Here is a 20,679-nt window from a genome sequence, read left to right as displayed (position 1 = left end):
AATCGTGGAGAACCTGATTGCGCTGCTGGTAGCGGCGCCTCTGCTCGGAGCGGCCGTACTGCTGTGCGGCGGCCGGCGGCTGGACGCCGTCGGCCACTGGATCGGCACGGCCCTCGCGGCCGCTTCCTTCGTGATCGGCGCGATCCTGTTCGCCGACATGCTGGGCAAGAGCGCCGACCACCGGTCCATGGACCAGCACCTGTACAGCTGGATCCCCGTCGAGGGCTTCCAGGCGGACGTCGCCTTCCAGCTCGACCAGCTGTCGATGACGTTCGTCCTGCTGATCACCGGCGTCGGCTCGCTCATTCACCTGTACTCGATCGGGTACATGGAGCACGACGAGCGGCGGCGCCGCTTCTTCGGCTATCTGAACCTGTTCCTCGCGGCGATGCTGCTGCTCGTCCTCGCCGACAACTACCTTCTGCTGTACGTCGGCTGGGAGGGCGTCGGCCTCGCCTCGTACCTGCTGATCGGTTTCTGGCAGCACAAGCCCAGCGCCGCCACCGCCGCGAAAAAGGCCTTCCTGGTCAACCGTGTCGGCGACATGGGCCTGTCGATCGCGATCATGCTGATGTTCACCACCTTCGGGACCTTCGCCTTCGGGCCGGTGCTCGGCACCCATGAGGAGCCGGGACTCGTCGGCGGCGCGACCGAGGGCAAGCTCACCGCCGTCGCCCTGATGCTGCTGCTCGCGGCCTGCGGCAAGTCCGCCCAGGTGCCGCTGCAGTCCTGGCTCGGGGACGCGATGGAAGGTCCTACTCCGGTCTCGGCCCTCATCCACGCCGCGACGATGGTGACCGCGGGTGTGTACCTGATCGTCCGCTCCGGCGCGATCTTCAACGCGGCGCCCGACGCGCAGCTCGTCGTCACCGTGGTCGGTGCCGTCACGCTCCTGTTCGGTGCGATCGTCGGTTGCGCGAAGGACGACATCAAGAAGGCGCTCGCCGGTTCGACGATGTCGCAGATCGGCTACATGGTGCTGGCCGCGGGCCTCGGCCCCATCGGCTACGTCTTCGCGATCATGCACCTGGTGACGCACGGCTTCTTCAAGGCCGGGCTGTTCCTCGGCGCCGGCTCGGTGATGCACGGCATGAACGACGAGGTCGACATGCGGAAGTACGGCGGCCTGCGCACGTACATGCCGATCACCTTCGTCACCTTCGGCCTCGGCTATCTGGCCATCATCGGCTTCCCGGGCCTGTCCGGATTCTTCTCCAAGGACAAGATCATCGAGGCGGCCTTCGCCAAGGGCGGCACCGAGGGCTGGATCCTCGGCGGCGTGGCCCTGCTGGGCGCGGCGATCACCGCGTACTACATGACGCGCGTGATGCTGATGACGTTCTTCGGAGAGAAGCGGTGGCAGCCGGACGCAGAAGGCCATGAGCCGCACCCGCACGAGTCCCCGAGGTCCATGACGATCCCGATGATCGTGCTGGCCGTCGGATCAGTGGGCGCGGGCGCCTACTTCAGCATCGGTGACCGCTTTCTGCACTGGCTGGAGCCGGTCACCGGTCACAGCCACGGGGACTCCCCGGTCAGCGCCCTCACGGTCACGCTCGCCACCATGGTCCTGCTGGTCATCGGCGCCGCCATCGCGTACGCGCAGTACGGGCGCAGCCCCGTCCCGGTCGTCGCCCCGCGTGGCTCCCTGCTCACCCGGGCCGCCCGGCGCGACCTGCTCCAGGACGACTTCAACCACGTCGTGCTGGTGCGCGGCGGGGAGCACCTCACGCGCTCCCTGGTGTACGTCGACCACACCCTGGTCGACGGGGTCGTCAACGGCACGGCTGCCTCGATGGGTGGCCTCTCCGGGCGGCTGCGCAAGCTGCAGAACGGCTATGCGCGCTCGTACGCGGTCTCGATGTTCGGCGGTGCGGCGGTCCTCATCGCCGCGACCCTGCTGATGAGGGCGGTCTGATACCGATGTCGTTTCCTCTGCTGACAGCGACGGCGGCGCTCCCGGCGATCGGGGCGATCGCCACGGCCGCCGTGCCGGCTTCCCGGCGCGTCGCCGCCAAGTGGCTGGCGCTGCTCGTCTCGCTCGCCACGCTCGTCCTGGCCGCGATCGTGCTCGTACGCTTCGATCCCGACGGCGACCGCTACCAGCTCACCGAATCCCACCCTTGGATCAAGGACTTCGGGGTGCGGTACGAGTTGGGGGTGGACGGGATCGGGGTGGCGCTCGTCGCGTTGACCGCCCTGCTCATCCCGTTCGTGATTCTCGCGGGCTGGCACGACGCCGACCCGCACGAGACCGGGAACAAGCGCTGGCGGCCGACGCAGGGCTTCTTCGCCCTGATCCTGGCCGTCGAGGCGATGGTGATCCTCTCCTTCGAGGCCACCGACGTCTTTCTCTTCTACATCTTCTTCGAAGCCATGCTCATCCCGATGTACTTCCTCATCGGCGGCTTCGGGGACCGTGCCCACGAGCACGGGGACGAGGTGGCGGCGACCCAACGGTCGTATGCCGCGGTGAAGTTCCTCCTCTACAACCTGGTCGGCGGCCTGATCATGCTGGCCGCCGTAATCGGCCTCTATGTAGTGGCCGGAAACTTCTCGCTCCAGGAGATCGCCGAAGCCCGGGCCAATGGTTCGCTCGACATGGCGACCAACACGGAACGGTGGCTCTTCCTCGGCTTCTTCTTCGCGTTCGCGGTGAAGGCACCGCTGTGGCCGCTGCACACATGGCTGCCCAACGCCATGGGGGAGGCCACGGCCCCCGTCGCCGTACTGATCACGGCGGTGGTCGACAAGGTCGGCACCTTCGCGATGCTCCGCTTCTGTCTCCAGCTTTTCCCGGAGGCGTCGAAGTGGGCGACGCCGGTCATCCTCGTACTGGCGCTCATCAGCATCATCTACGGGGCGTTGCTCGCGGTCGGCCAGCGGGACATCAAGCGGCTGGTGGCGTACGCGTCGATCTCGCACTTCGGGTTCATCATCATGGGCATCTTCGCGATGACCAGCCAGGGCCAGTCGGGCGCGACGCTCTACATGGTCAACCACGGGATCTCGACGGCCGCCCTGATGCTGGTGGCGGGCTTCCTGATCTCGCGGCGCGGCTCGCGTCTGATCGCCGACTACGGAGGGGTGCAGAAAGTCGCTCCGGTGCTCGCCGGTACCTTCCTGATCGGCGGCCTGGCGACCCTCTCGCTCCCCGGGCTCGCGCCCTTCGTGAGTGAATTCCTGGTCCTGGTCGGCGCGTTCGCGCGCTACCCGGCCGTCGGCATCATCGCCACCTTCGGCATCGTCCTCGCCGCGCTCTACACGCTCGTCCTCTACCAGCGGACGATGACGGGCCCGGTGAAGGCGGAGGTCGCCGAGATGCCCGACCTCAGGGTGCGTGAGCTCCTGGTGGTCGCCCCGCTGATCGCTCTGCTGATCTTCCTGGGCGTCTACCCGAAGCCGGTCACCGACATCATCAACCCGGCGGTCCAGCAGACCATGTCAGACGTACACGAGAAGGACCCCCAGCCCGAGGTGGAGGCGGCCAAGTGAGCGCATCAGCCGTCCACAGCCTGTGGACAACGGCGGCAACCGCGGCCGAACCGATCTCGAAGATCGGCGCACCGAAGATCGAATACGGGCAATTGTCGCCCACCTTGATCGTCATCGGTGCGGCTGTCGTCGGGGTGCTGGTCGAGGCCTTCGTGCCCCGCAAGTCCCGCTACTACGTTCAAGTGTTCGTGTCCGTCGTCGCGCTCGCCGCCGCCTTCGCCGCGGTCGTCGCACTCGCGGCGGGTGGATACGGCACCACGAAGGCGCGCATCGCGGCCATGGGCGCGATCGCCGTCGACGGGCCCGCGCTGTTCCTTCAGGGCACGATCCTGCTCGCCGGTCTGCTCGGCGTGTTCACCTTCGCCGAGCGGCGGCTCGACCCGGAGGCACATGGCAACCGCGTCGACTCGTTCGCCGCCCAGGCCGCGTCCGTGCCCGGCAGCGACAGCGAAAAGGCCGCGGTGAAGGCGGGGTTCACCACCACCGAGGTGTTCCCGCTGCTGCTCTTCGCGATCGGCGGCATGCTGATCTTCCCGGCGGCCAACGACCTGCTGACGCTGTTCATCGCGCTGGAAGTCTTCTCGCTGCCCCTGTATCTGCTGTGCGCCGTGGCCCGCCGCAAGCGGCTCATGTCGCAGGAGGCCGCGGTCAAGTACTTCCTGCTCGGCGCCTTCGCCTCCGCGTTCACCCTGTTCGGCATCGCCCTGCTGTACGGCTACGCGGGCTCGGTGTCGTACGCGACGATCGCGCAGGTCGTCGACGGCACGATCGCCAACATCGACCCGGTGCTCGCCGACACCATGGGCAACGACGCGCTGCTGCTCATCGGCGCCGCGATGGTCGTCATGGGCCTGCTCTTCAAGGTCGGCGCGGTGCCGTTCCACATGTGGACCCCGGACGTCTACCAGGGCGCCCCGACACCGGTCACCGGCTTCATGGCGGCGGCGACCAAGGTGGCCGCCTTCGGAGCCCTGCTGCGACTCCTCTACGTCGTCCTGCCGGGCCTGCGCTGGGACTGGCGGCCGGTCATGTGGGCCGTCGCGGTCGTCACCATGCTGGGCGGTGCGATCGTCGCGATCACCCAGACCGACATCAAGCGGCTGCTCGCGTACTCGTCAATCGCGCACGCAGGATTCATCCTCGCGGGTGTCATCGCGGCCTCGCCGGACGGCGTCTCGTCGGTCCTCTTCTATCTGGCCGCGTACTCGTTCGTGACGATCGGAGCCTTCGCGGTCGTGACCCTGGTCCGGGATGCGGGCGGCGAGGCGACGCACCTGTCCAAGTGGGCGGGCCTCGGACGCAGGTCCCCGCTGGTCGCGGCCGTCTTCGCGGTCTTCCTGCTGGCCTTCGCGGGCATCCCGCTGACCTCCGGCTTCGCCGGGAAATTCGCCGTGTTCAAGGCGGCGGCGGAGAGCGGAGCGGGCGCGCTGGTCGTGGTCGGTGTGATCTCGTCGGCGATCGCGGCGTTCTTCTATATCCGCGTGATCGTGCTCATGTTCTTCAGCGAGCCGCGGCCGGAGGGTCCGACGGTGGCCGTGCCGTCGCCGCTGACCATGACGGCGATCGGGTTCGGTGTGGCGGTCACGCTGGTGCTGGGTGTGGCGCCGCAGTACTTCCTGGACCTGGCGAGCCAGGCGGGGGTCTTCGTCCGCTGAACCGCGTAGGCGTCTGAACCACGTAGGCGCCGGGACCCGCTCCCTCCATGGGAGCGGGTCCGAGGCGTGTTCAGGGTCTTGTCGTCCCGCGTCTCGCCGGTGCGTACCGGAGCCGGCCGGTCGCAGCCTGTGGATAACTCTGAGGCTGTCGGTGCGGAGCCCTATGGTGGCTGTCGTGGGCGAAGCACGACATACGGGGGACGACGAGCGATGAGCGGGATGGGCGGGACGGGTGTGATGACCGAAGCGGACGCGACGGAGAAGCTGGGGGAGAGCGAGGCACTGGCCACGCTCCACCGGGTCTTCGGGTACGACGCCTTCCGGGGCGAGCAGGAAGCGATCATCGAGCATGTGGTGACAGGCGGTGACGCCGTCGTCCTGATGCCGACGGGCGGCGGAAAGTCGCTCTGCTACCAGATTCCGGCCCTGGTCAGGCCGGGTACGGGAGTCGTGGTCTCCCCCCTCATCGCCCTGATGCAGGACCAGGTGGACGCGCTGCGGGCGCTGGGCGTGCGCGCCGGGTTCATGAACTCCACGCAGGACTTCGACGAGCGGCGCGTGGTCGAGGCCGAGCTCCTGGCGGGGGAGCTGGACCTGCTCTACCTGGCCCCGGAGCGGCTGCGCCTGGACACCACGCTGGACCTGCTGTCGCGGGCGAAGATCTCCGTCTTCGCGATCGACGAGGCGCACTGCGTGGCCCAGTGGGGCCACGACTTCCGCCCCGACTACCTGGCCCTCTCACTGCTCGGCGAGCGCTGGCCGGACGTCCCGCGCATCGCGCTGACGGCCACAGCCACACACGCGACGCACCGGGAGATCACCCAGCGCCTGGGCATGCCGAGCGCCCGCCACTTCGAGGCGAGCTTCGACCGGCCCAACATTCAGTACCGGATCGTCCCGAAGGCCGACCCGAAGAAACAGCTGCTGTCGTTCCTGCGCGAGGAGCACGCGGGCGACGCGGGCATCGTGTACTGCCTCTCGCGCAACTCGGTGGAGAAGACGGCCGAGTTCCTCTCCCGCAACGGTGTCGAGGCGGTGCCGTACCACGCGGGCCTGGACGCGGGCACCCGCGCCGCCCACCAGTCGCGCTTCCTGCGTGAAGAGGGCCTCGTCGTGGTCGCCACGATCGCCTTCGGCATGGGCATCGACAAGCCCGACGTCCGGTTCGTCGCCCATCTCGATCTGCCGAAGTCGGTCGAGGGCTACTACCAGGAGACGGGACGCGCGGGCCGTGACGGACTGCCGTCGACGGCATGGATGGCGTACGGCCTTCAGGACGTGGTCCAGCAGCGCAAGATGATCCAGGGCTCGGAGGGCGACGAGGCGTTCCGCCGCCGGGCGGCCGCCCATCTCGACTCGATGCTGGCCCTGTGCGAGACGGTCCAGTGCCGGCGCTCCCAGCTCCTGGCCTACTTCGGCCAGGACCCGCACACCCCTGCCTGCAGCAACTGCGACACGTGCCTGGCGCCGCCCGAGACCTGGGACGGCACGATCGCGGCGCAGAAGCTGCTGTCCACGGTGGTGCGGCTGCAGCGCGAGCGCGGGCAGAAGTTCGGCGCGGTCCAGCTCGTCGACATCCTGCTGGGGCGCCGGACCGCCAAGGTGATCCAGTTCGACCACGACCAGCTGTCCGTGTTCGGCATCGGAGAGGAACTGGCCGAGTCCGAATGGCGCGGCGTCGTACGACAGTTGCTGGCCCAGGGGCTGCTCGCGGTCGAGGGCGAGTACGGGACGCTGGTGCTGACCGAGGCAAGCGGGACGGTGCTGCGGCGCGAGCGGGAGGTGCCGTTGCGCAAGGAGGCGCCGAAGCCGACCGTGGCCCGCTCCTCGTCCTCGTCCTCCCGGGGCGAGCGCAAGGCCAAGAGCGCCGCGGCCGAGCTGCCCCAGGAACTCGTCCCCGCCTTCGAGGCCCTGCGCTCCTGGCGTGCCGAGCAGGCCAAGGAACAGGGCGTCCCCGCGTACGTCATCTTCCACGACGCCACGCTCCGGGAGATCGCCACGGTGTGGCCCACCTCGGTGGCGGACCTGGGCGGCATCAGCGGGGTGGGTGAGAAGAAGCTGGCGACGTACGGGGAAGGCGTCGTCGGGGTGCTCGCCTCCCTGGGCGGCGGCGCTCCCGGGGGAACGCCGGGTACGGCGACGGACGCGGCCCCGGCCCCGGACCCGGACTGGCCAGAGATGGATGCGGAACCGGAGCCGGAGGACTGGATATAGGGGATACGGGGAGCGCGGGTACGAGGCCGGGCTTCAGCAGCCGGGGTCTCGGGACTCGCGGTCCCGGCCATCCGGCGGGTCTGGAGGCCGGGGGTCAGGAGGCCGGGGCGATCCTGCCGGTCACCTCGCCCAGGCCCACGCGGGTGCCGTCGGGACCGGGAGCCCATGCAGTGAGCGTCACCTCGTCGCCGTCCTCCAGGAAGGTGCGTTTGCCGTCCGGGAGTTCGAGGGTGTCGCGGCCGTTCCAGGTGAGCTCGAGGAGGGAGCCGCGCTCGCCCTCGGAGGGGCCGCTGACCGTGCCCGAGCCGTACAGGTCACCCGTGCGGAGCGATGCTCCGTTGACTGTCATGTGGGCCAGTTGCTGGGCGGCCGTCCAGTACATGGTGGAGAAGGGCGGCTCGGAGATGACGTGGCCGTTGAGGGCTACGGAAATGCGCAGGTCATAGCCGCCGGGCTCGTCGTCGGAGTCGTGAAGGTAGGGGAGGAGGGGGTGCGTGCGCGGCGGGGGTGTGATCCGGGCGCTGTCCAGGGCGTCGAGGGGGGTGATCCACGCCGACACCGATGTGGCGAAGGACTTGCCGAGGAAGGGGCCGAGAGGGACGTACTCCCAGGCTTGGATGTCGCGCGCCGACCAGTCGTTGAGGAGGCAGAGGCCGAAGACGTGGTCGCGGAAGGAGGAGAGGGGGACGGGGGTGCCCAGGCTCGACGGGGCGCCGACGACGAAGCCGACCTCCGCCTCGATGTCCAGCCGGGTGGAGGGCCCGAAGACGGGGGTGGTGGCGGAGACGGCCTTGCGCTGGCCCGACGGACGTACGACATCCGTGCCCGACACCACGACTGTGCCGGACCGGCCGTGGTAGCCGATGGGGAGGTGTTTCCAGTTGGGGGTGAGGGAGTCCGCGGCGTCGGGGCGGAAGATCTGTCCGACGTTACGGGCGTGGTTCTCGGAGGAGTAGAAGTCGACGTAGTCCGCGACTTCGAAGGGGAGGTGCAGCGTCACCTCCGCGAGGGGGTGGAGGAGAGGCTCGACGGTCTCTCGGTGGGCCGGCACCGTCACCCATGCCGTGAGCGCGCGGCGTACGTCGGACCAGGCCGTGCGGCCCGCCGCAAGCAGCGGGTTCAAGGTCGACCGCGCGAGCAGGTCGGCATAGGGGGAGCCGAGCGCCCGAGCCGCTGCGCCTGCGTCGAGCACGTGGTCGCCGAGCCGGACGCCGATGCTCCGCTCGGACGGGTCCGCCCGGCTGAAAACGCCGTACGGAAGATTGTGCGGACCGAAGGGGTCGCCCTCGGGGACATCGAAGGGGGGCATCGGGGTGTCGCCTCACTTTCGTGTTCGCCACGGTATTCATGCGTTCCGCGTGTTCAACGTGTTCCATGTGGTCGCGGCACACGTTACGGGGGAGTGGCTGTGCTGTGGCAGTGCCTGAAGAGTTCGCAATGTCCGAATCGGGCACCTTGTTGGACGCGGCAATTCCGGCTTAGCGTCCTTTGGGGACACGGACGGGGTGGGTCCGGTCCGTAGGGGGGCACGTGGGGGGACCCGTGGCCAGGAGCGCCAGAGGCGTGCCGGTCGACGCTGACCAGGACGTACCGGGCCTGATCGTGAAGTTCGGCGACTATCCGCTGCACCACGGCGGAGTGGGCGCCATCCGAAGTCTGGGCCGCCTCGGCATACCGATGTATGCGATTGCCGAGGACCGTTACACGCCGACGGCGGCCGGACCGAGGAGCTCTCCGCCGACCACGTCATATCCGCAACCGGCTACCGTGTCGACATCGCCGCGATGGACTTCCTGGGCCACGAGTTGCGTACGGAGCTGGCGGTGAGCCGCGGCACGCCGAAGCTCGGCGCCGGGTATCGGTCCTCCGTTCCCGGGCTGTACTTCACGGGGTTGCCGGCGGCGGCTTCGTACGGGCCGGTGATGCGGTTCGTGTGCGGCACGGAGTTCGCTTCGCCGCGGGTGGCCAAGCATGTGGTGGCGGCGCACGGGTGAGGTGACCGTACGGGCGAGAGCGGCTCAACCCCTCGCGTCAGGGCTCGAGTTGGCTGTCGGCGGTCACAGACGTCGCAGTCGCGTCATCCTCCGGAGTGACATCCCACTCGGATTCGTTCGCGCTGTCCTGGACCATCCCGACCGCCGCGCTCACCTTCCACACACAGCGGAACCGCCCTGTACACCCAAGGGCGGTCACCGTACGCACGTGTCCGAATGCCATCAGGGCCGGGCAGGGTAGCCACGCTCCGTCACATGAATCCGGAGATCAGGCGCGTGCCGGCCGACGGAGAGTGACGAGTTGGGGTGCGGGCCGCTCCTCGTCGACATGCCACCGGCCAGTGGGGTGTCACGCCAGGGTCCTCGCCCCGCATGACCGTGCGGGCGGAACAGGACCTCGTACACCCCGTACGGTGAACGGCGTTGCTGACGGGATACCGGACGTCGTCCGGTTCACGCCGGGCCGATGAGTCGATCGATCCGTATTCTTCGGATCATGGCCGCTCCGACTGCATATTCACTTATCGCCACTGACCTGGACGGAACGCTGCTCCGCGGCGACGACACCCTCTCCGACCGGTCCCGGGCCGCGTTGGCGAGGGCGGTCGAAGCGGGCGCCAGGCACCTGGTCGTGACCGGGCGCCCGGCGCCGAGAGTGCGACCGCTCCTCGACGAACTCGGCGGTGCGGGGCTGGCGGTGTGCGGACAGGGAGCGCAGTTGTACGACGCGGGGGCGGCCCGCCTGCTGTGGTCGGTGACCCTGGACCGGGAGCTCGCGGAGACGGCGCTGGGCAAGATCGAGGCGGAGGTCGGGCTGCTCTACGCGGCGGTGGACCAGGACGGCGTGGACGGACTGACGCTCATCGAGCCGGGGTACGTCATGCCGCATCCGACCCTTCCCGCGGTACGGGTGGGCCGCCGTGACGACCTCTGGACAGAGCCGATCAGCAAGGTGCTGCTCCGTCACCCCTCGCTGTCCGACGACGAGTTGGCCTCGGCGGCCCGCGGCGCGGTGGGATCCTTGGCCACCGTCACCATGTCGGGCCCCGGCACCGTCGAACTCCAGCCATGCGGCGTGACCAAGGCGACGGGTCTGGCTCTCGCCGCCGAGCACCTGGGGCTGAGCCCCGACGCGACCATCGCCTTCGGTGACATGCCCAACGACATCCCCATGTTCGACTGGGCCGCCCATGGGGTCGCCATGGCCAACGCCCACCCGGAACTGAAGGCGGTGGCCGACGAGGTGACCCTGTCGAACGAGGAGGATGGGATCGCGGTGGTGCTGGAGCGGTTGTTCCGGAGCGGTTGTTTCCGGGGCGGTGTCTCCAGTGCGGTGGTTCCGCGGTCGGTGGGCCCCGTTTGACGTCGTTCAGTAGGGCCCGTTGACGTTGTCGATCGAGCCGTACTTCGCCGCCGCGTAGTTGCAGGCCGCCGTGATGTTCGCGACCGGGTCGTAGGGGTCCATCGACGTGCCGGGCACGTGGTAGGCCTTGAACGTCGGGTCGATGACCTGGAGGAGGCCCTTGGAGGGGATGCCGGCCGCGGCATTGGAGTCCCAGTTGTTGATGGCCAGGGGGTTTCCGGAGGACTCGCGCATGACGTTGCGGTAGATACCGTTATAGGTGCCCGGTATGCCGGATTTGGCCATGATGTCCAGCGACTGCTTGATCCAGCCGTCGAGGTTGTTGGTGTAGGTCTTCGCCGAGGCGGGGGCGGCCGTGGTCGCCTTGGTGGCGGCTTTGACGGTCTTCGTGCCCACCGTCAGCGTGAGGCCCGGGCGGAGCGTGGTCGGGTCGGCGCCGATGACCGCGCTGTTGGCCTCGTACAGCTTCTTCCAGCCACCGCTCTTGGGGTACTTCGCGGCGATCGTGCCCAGGGTGTCACCCGCGACCACCTTGTACGTGATGAGCTGGACCTGAGGGGTGGCGCCGGCGGGGGCGGCCTGTGCGCCGGTCGCGCCCAGGATCGGGAGAACGAGGGCGGCTCCGCCCGTTGCCGCGGCGATGAAACCGCGGGTGAGGGTGCTGGTCCTGGGGTGGCGGTGCTGACGTGCGGCCATGGTGAATTCCTCTCGGGCGCCTGCGAGGTGAGCTGTCGGGTTCGGGCGGGAGGTGCCCGGCCGCGATTGGGTGCGGCTTCACCCCTAGCCGCTCCGGAGTCCGGATCGGCGATGTGCTTGGGTCCCCCGCTCCTGCCGTGCGTGCGGGTGGGTGGGGATTCCGGACGGCGGCAGGATTGGGTGGTCCGTCCGGATCGACGTGAACGTATGCGAGAGCACATGTCGGAAACAAGGCCTGATTTCCCGGTGTAGATCGCTTTCTCCTGGTCAACGCGAGGGATGAATTGCCCGATTATTCCGGAACGTGACGCTCAACTTGCTTTCCGCAAAGGGGGAATAGCTGAGCGGCGGGAAGGGTTCTCGCGCGTTCGGGCGTGACTCATTTCACGCGACCAAGCATGAGTAAAGCGGCAATGGGAGCAACTCGGGCATTACGCTTCGCGCGTCCAAGCGGCAGAGCCGTCGGGTGGGGCCGGCCGCACCTCCCGCATCGACAGGTCTGTGTCCGGGTCGTCGTCCGGGAGCCGGCACGCGTTGGGCTTGAAGTACAGGCCGTAGGCCCAGTATTCGGGGAGTTCGTGGCACATCAGGTCGGGGTAGCGGGCGAACTCCCGGCCGCTGTAAGCCCTGTTGATTCTCGCGACCGCTTCCGCCCGCGCGATCCCGAAGCGCGTCACCATCTCGTGGGCCATCTCGCGGAAGTACGCGAGCATCCCCTCGTCGAGGTACATGAGGAATTCTTCGGTCCGTGCCACGGTCCTCAGAGCTACCCCATCGCGCCGCCGGGACTCCAGTGGGGTGCTGCGTCGGCGACGGCCGCCGTGCGGGGGAATCTCCTCTCCCACGTCCTATGGAAGACCACCTCGTTGCCGTCCTTGCAGATCAGTTCGTTCGACGTGATGAAGTCCTCGGCGTCGCAGGTGATTTCGGAGTGCGCCTCGACTGTCGCGTTCCATGCCAGGTCCGGGCGGTGGAGGCGGATCGACCAGTCCGAGCGCGCGCGGGCGCTCAGTGGGTCGACCTCCTGGATCGTGTACATCTCCCGTGCGTCCTCCGTGCATTCGAGGCCGTCCGGGTAGACGCGGGTACCTCCGTGGCGGGGGTCGACCTCCAGGCGCCACTCGCCCTTCGCCACGTCGCGTACGACGACACGTTCCGGGCGGGGTTCGTCGAAGGTGGTCGGGGAGGCCACCCCGAGGGGTTCGGACTGCTCGGGCTCCTCGAAGGCGATCGAGGGGTCCGACTCGCGTGCGCGTACGGGAAGTTCGAGGGAACTCCCGTTCGGGTCCAGGGTGAAGCCCGCCTCCGAGCCCGGCTGGGGCCAGATCCACGGCCAGTACGCCGAGGAGACGGAGAGACGGATGCGGTGCCCCGGCGGGAACGCGTAGCCGATACCGGTCAGGTCGAAAACCACATCCTCCGTAGAGCCCGGTTTCCAGGAAACTGCCTGGTCACGGCCATGGCGCGCGGACAGGTTCAGTGCACCCCGGGTCACCAGGGTCGAGGCGCCGTCGGGAGCCACGTCGCAGACCCGGGCGATCACCTGGCCCAGGGGTGAGTGGGATGTCAGACGCAGACGGAGCCTCGGGCAGCCCAGGATCCAGGTCTCCTCCGGGGCCTCGAACTCGAAGCACGCGGATCTCGCGTCCTCCTCCCGCTGATTGGGCGGCAGGTCGGCGTCGTTGCCGAAGGGGGAGAAGCGGCCCGCGTCCACACCGGTGTGCTGGGGGGAGCGCACCAGTACCGGTGCTCCCTGGAGTGGGTACGAGATCGGGGTCACGGAGGGAGAGGGCCAGGCGGCGTCGCCCACCCAGCGGCCGGGGAGGGCGGGGTAGGTCGTGGCAGGGGCGTGCGCGTCCATGACGTAGGAGCGCAGGAGTGGTTCTGACATCACGCTCGGGCCGGTGCTCGGGCCGGTGGACGAGTCGGTGGACGGGCCGGTGGACGGGCCGGTGGACGAGTCGGTGGACGGGTCCGGGGGCGAGCCGGGCGTCTTGAGCCAGTGGTCCCACCATCGCAGCGTTTCCTGCAGGAAGCCGATCGCCGGACCCGGCGGGAGACCCCTGTCCGGGTACTCGTGGCACCAGGGGCCGATCAGGCCGCGTACGCGGTCCGGCGGGAGGTTCTCGATCAGCCGCAGCACCGTGTCGCGGTACGGGTCGTGCCAGCCGCCCACCGCGAGGACAGCCGCCCGGATCGCGCCGTAGTCCTCGCGGACACTGCCGTGGCGCCAGTACGCGTCGCGGGTCTGGTGGGCCAGCCAGGTGTGAACGTACGGGTCCACCGCCTTCAGCCGCTTCACCCACATGTCGCGCCACATCACCCGGCCAATGTGCACCGGGTCCGGCGGTCGGGCGACGAACGCGAGCATCGTGGCCGCCCACGCGTGCGTGTCGACGGCGAGGACGGAACCTCCCATGTAGTGCACGTCGTTGTCATAGCGATCGTCCGTCGAGCCGACCGTGACGATCGCCTTGAGCGACTCGGGCGCGCGGGCCGCGATCTGGAGGGAGATGGAGCCGCCCCAGGAGATGCCGAACATGCCCACACTGCCGCTGCACCAGGGCTGGGCGGCCAGCCAGTCGACCACGTCCACCCCGTCGGCCGGCTCGATCTGCGCGTACTCGTCCGTCGGCATGCCCTCCGAGTTGCCGTGGCCACGGACGTCCACGCGGACGGACGCGTAGCCGTGGCCCGCGTACCAGGGGTGGCGCTGCCAGTCGCGGGGTGCGGTCCAGTCGGTGAGGCGGAACGGGAGGTATTCGAGGAGGGCGGGTACGGGCTCGTCGGTCATCGGGCGCCATACGCGTGCGTACAGACGGGTGCCGTCCGGGAGTGGGATCCAGAGGTCCTCGTGAGTCGTCTCGTACGGGAAGGACGTACGGATGTGCGGGTTCAGCGGGTTCATCGGGGTGACCTCGGGGGAGTGGGTGACCTCGGTGGACGGGGTGCGCGGTGTGGTGCGGCCGGAAGGTGAGGGAAGCCCGAGACTGGGGCCATATGGACGAGCGTTCCCTACGCGACTGCGCCCTGAAGCGTCACCGTGTTCCTATGCCTCGTGTCCCTGTGCCTCGTGTTCGTATGGCTCCATTCGATCCGGATATATCGATTCATACCAGCAGATCAAGGACATACCGCTCATGCCTCGATGTCGCCCTGGCGCGGCGCAATCCGTTGCTCGGCGTGGGGCTGTCTGCCGCTCGGGGGGCATCGGGTGGCAAGCGAGGGGGAAGTCGGGAGGAAGTCGACAGTGGGGACGGTGGGCGCTCGTGGTGATCGAAACGTGACCGGATACGCTGACTTGAGTGATGGCAGCGACACATCGACAAACCGTGTCATCGACCGAATGATCGACCGAGTTCGCCATGTGATCGTCAGCAGACAGGAGAACCTCTCGTGACCGTCGTCGGGCCGTTCGGGCTGAGCGTGCGGGACCAGGCTCTCGAAGCCGATATCCAGGCCGGGTTGACGGCTGTGGAGGAGGGCCTGCTCGAAGTCACCAAGAGCGAGGTCCCCTTCATCACGGAGGCCGCGCAGCATCTCCTGCGGGCCGGGGGGAAGCGGTTTCGCCCGCTGCTCGTGATGCTCGCCGCGCAGTTCGGGGATCCGTACGCGCCGGGTGTCGTGCCCTCGGCCGTGGTCGTCGAGCTGACTCATCTCGCCACGCTGTACCACGACGACGTCATGGACGAGGCGGACGCGCGGCGCGGAGTGCCCAGTGCGAACAACCGCTGGGGCAACTCGGTGGCCGTCCTCACCGGCGACTTCCTCTTCGCGCGCGCGTCGCACACCCTGGCCGACCTCGGGCCCGAGGCCGTCCGCATCCAGGCCGAGGCGTTCGAGCGGCTGGTCACCGGGCAGATCCTGGAGACGGCGGGGCCGCGCGACGGCCGCGATCCGGTCGAGCACTACCTCGACGTGCTCAGCGGCAAGACCGGGTCGCTGGTCGCCGTCGCATGCCGGTTCGGCGCGATGATGTCGGGGGCCGACGAGACGGTCGTCGACGTGCTGACGCAGTACGGGGAGCGGCTCGGTGTCGCCTTCCAGCTCGCGGACGATGTGCTGGACATCGCGTCCGACTCGCGCGAGTCGGGGAAGACGCCGGGGACGGATCTGCGCGAGGGGATCGCCACGCTGCCGGTACTGCGGTTGCGTGAGCGGGCGGAGCGGCTCGGCCTGGCGGAGGACATCGCGCTGTGCGAGCTGCTCGACTCCGATCTGACGGACGACGCCCGGCACGCCGAGGCGCTCTCGCTGCTGCGGGTCCATCCCGCTCTCGAGCAGGCGCGGCGGGACACCGTGCGCTACGCGGAGGAGGCCCGGGCGGCGTTGGTTCCGCTGCCCGAGTGTGACGCGAAGGCGGCGCTGGTGGAGCTGGTCGATGCGGTGGTGCACCGGGCCGGGTGAGGGTTCCGCGAGCGCAGGACGGACCGTAAGTGTAGGTGGCGCAGGTCACACTCTTAGATTGAGTCCAAGCTCAGATCCATTCCGTAACCCTCCCCAGAAGCTGACGCAGGGGGCGTCGGCTGACATACGGGGAGAAAACAGAATCATGGGATCTAACGCCCGATCCGACGCCGGATCCACCGCTCGATCCACCGCCCGACCTGATGTCCGATCCGACGCCCGACCCGACGCCACGTTTCCGCGGCGTCGTAAGAGCCTGATCCTGGCCGGTGTCGCGGTGGCCGCCGCGGCAGGTGTCGCCGCCGCTGTCATCCCGGCGGTTGCCGACAGCGGCAGCCACGGGAGCAAGAGTCACTCCGCGCACGGCGACCAGACCATCGCCGTGCAGAGCGGAGTGATGGGCGGCACCGGGGGCACCATCTTCGCCACCAGCCTCAACGGCGCCAACGAGGTGCCCGTGCAGGGCGGCCCCGCCGTCGGCGACAAGGACGGCGCGGCGCTGGAGTTCATCAAGGTCAAGGGCGACAAGGTGTCCGTCGCCGTGACCTGGCGCGGCACCGGCAAGCCGACCCTGCTCCACATCCACCAGGGTGCCAAGGGCGCCAACGGCGGAGTCAAGGTCGACTTCACCAAGCTGCTCGGGAAGATCAAGGGCCACCATGTGGTCGGCACGGTGAGGGTCAAGGACGCCGCCCTGCTCGAGCAGTTGAAGAACGATCCGGGCGCGTTCTACGCCAATCTGCACACCGCCGAGTTCCCGGGCGGAGCCGTGCGCGGTCAGCTCCACAAGGTCACCGGCTCCTTCGACTTCCGGGACGCCCTCGACAACTTCCAGGCCTCCGTCGTCAAGGGCAAGCAGATCTACGAGTGCAAGCCGGCCGAGGGAGGCGGCTACGCCTTCGCCCAGCGTGACGTCTCGGCCGTGCTCGGCGGCAGCATCGCGCACACGTTCGTCAAACCCAACTCCGGTACGCCGCAGTGGGTCGCGCCCGACCGCAGCGCGGTCACCGGGTCGGTGATCTCCAGGACCCCGAACGGCGACAAGAACATCCCCGAGCTGGATCTCAAGGCCACCCAGTCCGGCAAGCACCGCGGTCTGCTGGCCGACACGCAGGAGATCCTGCGCCTCAACACCGTGGGCGGCGTCGCCCCGGCCGGGTCCTGCTCACCGGGCACGATCGTGGGCGTGCCGTACCAGGCGGACTACGTGTTCGTACAGCGCTGATCCGCGGCGCGCTGACCCGCTGGTGCGAGGCGGTGGCTGCCCCAACCCCTACGGGTCGGGGCAGCCACCGCCTCCTCACGTCATACCGCAGGAGTACGCGAGGTTGGCTCCGGGGGCTGACGCTTCCCGTCGGCCGATTTGGTCTGCTTGAGGCAGCAGTTTTCCGGGGGACCCCCTCGGACCCCCGACACTTCTCACCGGTTCGGGTGAGAATGGCGGCTACACGGGTGGAGAAGTGCAGGACGGTAGGCCGCCGCCGACGACGGAGGTAAGGCACACATGGCACCGAAGGCACCGATGTCACCGATGGATCCGTACGAATCCGACGACCGCACGAGCACCGGCAAGGCCCAGGCCGAGGACATGCGCGCGGGCCGCCGCAAGGCCGCTCGGTATGTCGTCCCGGTCGCGGTGGTGGGGGTGGCGGCTGCGACCATCGGGCTCGTCCCGGCGCTCGCCGACTCCGGCGACCCCAGCCTGCCGGACATCACCGCACAGCAACTCATCGAGAAGATCGCCGAGTCGGACGCCCAGCAGCTGTCCGGCACGGTCAAGATAAGCACCGACTTCGGGCTGCCCGACCTGGGCGGGCTGGAGAGCGGCTTCATGTCCGGCGCCGCACAGGGTGACGACGGCTCCTCCGCGGACCCGCAGTCCAAGCTCATGGAGCTGGCCTCCGGCACGCACACGCTGCGCGTCGCGGTCGACGGCCCGGACAAGGGCAAGATCTCCGTCCTGGACAGCGCCGCCGAGTACAGCGTCATCCGTAACGGCGACGACGTATGGGCGTACGACAGCAAGTCGAACGAGGTGTACCACTCGACCGCCCCCGACTCCGAGGGTACGAAGGAGAAGGCGCCGGAGGATGTTCCGGCCACGCCCGAGGAACTCGCCGACGAGGCCCTGAAAGCGGTCGACGGCACGACTTCCGTAACCGTCGATGGCACCGCCCAGATCGCGGGCCGTGACGGCTACAAACTGCTGATCAAGCCGAAGCAGTCCGGCTCCACGATCGGCGCGATCACCGTCGTGGTGGACGCGAAGACCGGGGTGCCGCTCAAGTTCACGCTGACCCCGGCGAGTGGCGGCGCCGCCGTCGTGGACGCCGGCTTCACCAAGGTCGACTTCGCCGAGCCGGCCGCTTCGACCTTCGACTTCTCCCCGCCGAAGGGTGCGAAGGTCACCGAGGGCGAGGACGCGAAGGCACCGGAGTCCCGCGAGGGGATCGGCGAGGGACTCGACGGCCTGAAGATCATAGGTGAGGGCTGGAACTCCATCGCCGAGTTCGACACCGGTGGCCAGGGCTTGCCGTCGGGCTCCGCGTCCGGCAGCGACGACTTCTCCGGGTTCCTGGACGTCCTCGGCGACCAGGTCACCGGCAAGTTCGGCTCGGGCACGGTCTTCTCGACCCGCCTGGTCAACGCGCTGATCACGGACGACGGCAAGGTGTACGCCGGTGCGGTCACCAAGGACGCGCTGGTGAAGGCGGCCGACGCGGCCCAGTAGGTTCGCCGCGTGCACGACGAATCGAGGGAGCCCATGGAGGAACTGTCCGCCGCGGAGCCCGATCTGGTGGACGACACGGGAGGCACCGGCACCGACACCGTGCCCGGCGAGGACACGGTGATCGCCACCCGCGCGCTCACCAAGCGCTACCGCGGCGGGCAGCTCGCCGTCGACGGCCTGGATCTGACCGTCCCGGCGGGCAGCGTGTTCGGCTTCCTGGGACCGAACGGCTCGGGCAAGACCACCACCATCCGCATGCTGATGGGCCTGATCGAGCCGACCTCGGGCACGGCGCGCGTGCTGGGGCAGCCCATGCCCCGCGCCACCCGCGCCGTGCTCCCGCACGTGGGCGCGCTCATCGAGGGCCCCGCGCTGTACGGCTTCCTCTCCGGCCGCGACAACCTCGTCCGGTACGACGCCGCAGACCCGACCGCCGATCCGCGCACCAGGCGTACGCGCGTCGCCGCCGCCCTCGACCGGGTCGGACTCGCCGCCGCCGCGGGCAAGAAGGCGAAGGCGTACTCACTCGGCATGAAGCAGCGGCTCGGGCTCGCGGCCGCGCTGCTCCAGCCCCGCCGCCTCCTCGTCCTGGACGAGCCGACCAATGGCCTCGACCCGCAGGGCATGCGGGAAATCCGGTCCCTGATCCGTGAGTTGGCCTCGGACGGTACGACCGTCTTCCTCTCCTCGCATCTGCTCGATGAGATCGAACAGGTGTGCACGCATGCGGCCGTGATGGCGCAGGGGCGGTTGATCAGGCAGGGCGCGGTCGCGGAGTTCGCGGCGGGGGCACGGGGCCGTCTTCTGGTGACCACACCCGACCCCGGGGACGCGGCGCGCGTCCTGAAGGAGCAGGGGGTCGCGGACGTGGTGGTGACCGAGACGGGGGTGACGGCCGAGCCGCCGGATCGGGACCGGGAACTCGCCGACCTGAACGCCGCGTTGGTCACGGCGGGCGTCCGAGTACGCGGCTTCGGGGTCGAACGGGCCTCGCTGGAGGACGCGTTCGTGGCGCTGACGGGGGAGGGATTCGATGTCGCGGGCTAAAGCTGTCTCGAAGGCCGGGGCTGTATCCCAGGTAGAACAGGCAGGCCAGGCAGGCCAGGCAGGCCAGGCAGAACAGGCAGGGGCTGACTCGCAGGTCGATGTCGGGCGCGCGCCCAGCCCGCTGTGGACGTTCGGACTCTTCCGCAGCGAGCTCGTCACGACCTTCCGGCGGTGGCGGACCATCGCACTGCTGAGCGTGCTGGCGGCTGTACCGATTCTCATCGGAGTCGCCATCAAGATAGAGACGAGTGACGGCTCGTCCGCGGGCGGCGGAGGCGGCGAGGGACCGGCCTTCATCGCGCAGGTCACCAACAACGGCCTGTTCCTGGTGTTCACGGCGCTCGCCGCGACGCTCCCCTTTTTCCTGCCGATGGCGATCGGTGTCATCGCGGGCGACGCGATCGCGGGCGAGGCGAACGCCGGCACCCTGCGCTATCTCCTCGTCGCCCCCGCCGGCCGGACCCGCCTGCTGATCACGAAGTACGCGACCACGATGACGTTCTGCCTGGTCGCGACGCTGGTGGTGGCGGTCTCGGCGCTCGTGGTGGGGGCGCTGCTCTTCCCCCTGGGTGAACTGACCACCATCTCCGGGACGCGGATCAGCTTCGCGGAGGGGTTGGGGCGGGCGCTTCTCATCGCGCTGGTCGTCGCCGCGTCATTGATCGGCGTCGCGGCCCTCGGCCTGTTCGTCTCGACGCTGACGAACAGCGGCATCGCGGCGATGGCGACCACCGTCGGCCTGCTGATCACCATCCAGATCCTCGACCAGATCCCCCAGCTCCACGCCCTCCAGCCGTACTTCTTCTCCCACTACTGGCTCTCCTTTGCCGACCTCATGCGCGACCCGGTGTACTGGGACGACCTGGTCCGCAATCTCGGCCTGCAAGGCCTGTACGCGGCGATATTCGGCTCGGCGGCGTGGGCGCGGTTCACGGCGAAGGACATCACGGCGTAGCCCTGGCCGCGCTGGCCGCGCTGGCCGCGCTGGCCGCGCTGGCCGCGCTGGCCGCGCTGGAAAAACCGTGCCGACACGGCCGTTTCGCGAGGTGGTCCGACGGCGAGGTCGCCGGTGTGCCA

At 69.0% G+C, this 20,679-nt stretch carries 14 protein-coding genes, 2 pseudogenes and 1 riboswitch; of the genes and pseudogenes, 12 read left to right on the top strand and 4 right to left on the bottom strand.

Annotated features, from left to right (window positions below; genetic code table 11):
• The first annotated feature begins 4 nt into the window (after nucleotides 1-4).
• The 4 genes from nuoL to recQ all read left to right on the top strand — a co-directional run bounded on the left by nuoL (nucleotide 5) and on the right by recQ (nucleotide 7,364).
• On the top strand, nucleotides 5-1,918 hold the full coding sequence (gene nuoL / locus ACX28W_RS17220; RefSeq protein ID WP_458999831.1) for an NADH-quinone oxidoreductase subunit L: 1,914 nt from the start codon (nucleotides 5-7) through the stop codon (nucleotides 1,916-1,918).
• A 5-nt stretch (nucleotides 1,919-1,923) separates the two neighbouring features.
• Nucleotides 1,924-3,495: an NADH-quinone oxidoreductase subunit M gene (locus tag ACX28W_RS17215; RefSeq protein ID WP_362065231.1), complete on the top strand. Its 1,572-nt coding sequence runs from the start codon at nucleotides 1,924-1,926 to the stop codon at nucleotides 3,493-3,495.
• A complete protein-coding gene (gene nuoN / locus ACX28W_RS17210) occupies nucleotides 3,492-5,150 on the top strand; it encodes an NADH-quinone oxidoreductase subunit NuoN (RefSeq protein WP_458999828.1) in 1,659 nt (552 codons plus the stop codon). The genes ACX28W_RS17215 and nuoN overlap by 4 nt, the downstream gene beginning before the upstream one ends.
• A gap of 219 nt (nucleotides 5,151-5,369) precedes the next feature.
• On the top strand, nucleotides 5,370-7,364 hold the full coding sequence (recQ, locus tag ACX28W_RS17205; protein ID WP_458999918.1) for a DNA helicase RecQ: 1,995 nt from the start codon (nucleotides 5,370-5,372) through the stop codon (nucleotides 7,362-7,364).
• Nucleotides 7,365-7,458: 94 nt separating this feature from the next.
• On the opposite strand, the gene fahA is transcribed toward recQ, so the two are convergent.
• Nucleotides 7,459-8,673 (bottom strand): fumarylacetoacetase, encoded by a 1,215-nt coding sequence (gene fahA, locus ACX28W_RS17200; protein ID WP_458999827.1) that lies wholly within the window; start codon nucleotides 8,671-8,673, stop codon nucleotides 7,459-7,461.
• A 254-nt stretch (nucleotides 8,674-8,927) separates the two neighbouring features.
• On the opposite strand from fahA, the pseudogene ACX28W_RS17195 reads away from it, so the two are divergent.
• From ACX28W_RS17195 to ACX28W_RS17185, 3 genes and pseudogenes are all read left to right on the top strand, one after another.
• Nucleotides 8,928-9,083, top strand: a pseudogene (locus ACX28W_RS17195) (ATP-grasp domain-containing protein); the annotation flags it as partial.
• A pseudogene (locus tag ACX28W_RS17190) lies at nucleotides 9,080-9,358 on the top strand (NAD(P)/FAD-dependent oxidoreductase); the annotation flags it as partial. The pseudogenes ACX28W_RS17195 and ACX28W_RS17190, both read left to right, overlap by 4 nt.
• Before the next feature lie 496 nt (nucleotides 9,359-9,854).
• Nucleotides 9,855-10,721, top strand: a complete 867-nt coding sequence (locus ACX28W_RS17185; protein WP_458999825.1) for an HAD family hydrolase — start codon at nucleotides 9,855-9,857, stop codon at nucleotides 10,719-10,721.
• 6 nt (nucleotides 10,722-10,727) lie between these two features.
• Here ACX28W_RS17185 and ACX28W_RS17180 read toward each other — a convergent pair whose 3' ends face one another.
• From ACX28W_RS17180 to ACX28W_RS17170, 3 genes are all read right to left on the bottom strand, one after another.
• Nucleotides 10,728-11,417 (bottom strand): LysM peptidoglycan-binding domain-containing protein, encoded by a 690-nt coding sequence (locus ACX28W_RS17180; protein ID WP_458999823.1) that lies wholly within the window; start codon nucleotides 11,415-11,417, stop codon nucleotides 10,728-10,730.
• A 2-nt stretch (nucleotides 11,418-11,419) separates the two neighbouring features.
• A riboswitch (cyclic di-AMP (ydaO/yuaA leader) is annotated at nucleotides 11,420-11,538 on the bottom strand.
• Nucleotides 11,539-11,848: 310 nt separating this feature from the next.
• Nucleotides 11,849-12,172: a hypothetical protein gene (locus ACX28W_RS17175; protein ID WP_458999821.1), complete on the bottom strand. Its 324-nt coding sequence runs from the start codon at nucleotides 12,170-12,172 to the stop codon at nucleotides 11,849-11,851.
• Nucleotides 12,173-12,183: 11 nt separating this feature from the next.
• The gene (locus tag ACX28W_RS17170) at nucleotides 12,184-14,325 is read right to left on the bottom strand and encodes a CocE/NonD family hydrolase (RefSeq protein ID WP_458999819.1); all 2,142 of its coding nucleotides are present in this window, start codon (nucleotides 14,323-14,325) and stop codon (nucleotides 12,184-12,186) included.
• Nucleotides 14,326-14,813: 488 nt separating this feature from the next.
• Here ACX28W_RS17170 and ACX28W_RS17165 point away from each other — a divergent pair, with 488 nt between their 5' ends.
• The 5 genes from ACX28W_RS17165 (at nucleotide 14,814) to ACX28W_RS17145 (ending at nucleotide 20,557) form a co-directional block, all read left to right on the top strand.
• Nucleotides 14,814-15,824, top strand: a complete 1,011-nt coding sequence (locus ACX28W_RS17165) for a polyprenyl synthetase family protein (RefSeq protein WP_458999817.1) — start codon at nucleotides 14,814-14,816, stop codon at nucleotides 15,822-15,824.
• Between the two features lie 145 nt (nucleotides 15,825-15,969).
• Nucleotides 15,970-17,049 carry a CHRD domain-containing protein gene (locus tag ACX28W_RS17160; RefSeq protein WP_458999816.1) on the top strand — a complete coding sequence of 360 codons (1,080 nt, stop codon included), beginning with the start codon at nucleotides 15,970-15,972 and terminating at the stop codon, nucleotides 17,047-17,049.
• Between the two features lie 306 nt (nucleotides 17,050-17,355).
• Nucleotides 17,356-18,555 carry a LolA family protein gene (locus ACX28W_RS17155; protein ID WP_458999917.1) on the top strand — a complete coding sequence of 400 codons (1,200 nt, stop codon included), beginning with the start codon at nucleotides 17,356-17,358 and terminating at the stop codon, nucleotides 18,553-18,555.
• A 33-nt stretch (nucleotides 18,556-18,588) separates the two neighbouring features.
• On the top strand, nucleotides 18,589-19,602 hold the full coding sequence (locus ACX28W_RS17150; protein WP_458999916.1) for an ABC transporter ATP-binding protein: 1,014 nt from the start codon (nucleotides 18,589-18,591) through the stop codon (nucleotides 19,600-19,602).
• On the top strand, nucleotides 19,589-20,557 hold the full coding sequence (locus tag ACX28W_RS17145) for an ABC transporter permease (protein ID WP_458999815.1): 969 nt from the start codon (nucleotides 19,589-19,591) through the stop codon (nucleotides 20,555-20,557). The genes ACX28W_RS17150 and ACX28W_RS17145 overlap by 14 nt, the downstream gene beginning before the upstream one ends.
• The last annotated feature ends 122 nt before the right edge of the window (nucleotides 20,558-20,679 follow it).

The sequence above is a fragment of the Streptomyces sp. SD15 genome (genome assembly GCF_054462255.1).
This window is presented reverse-complemented; position numbering and strand designations above follow the sequence as displayed.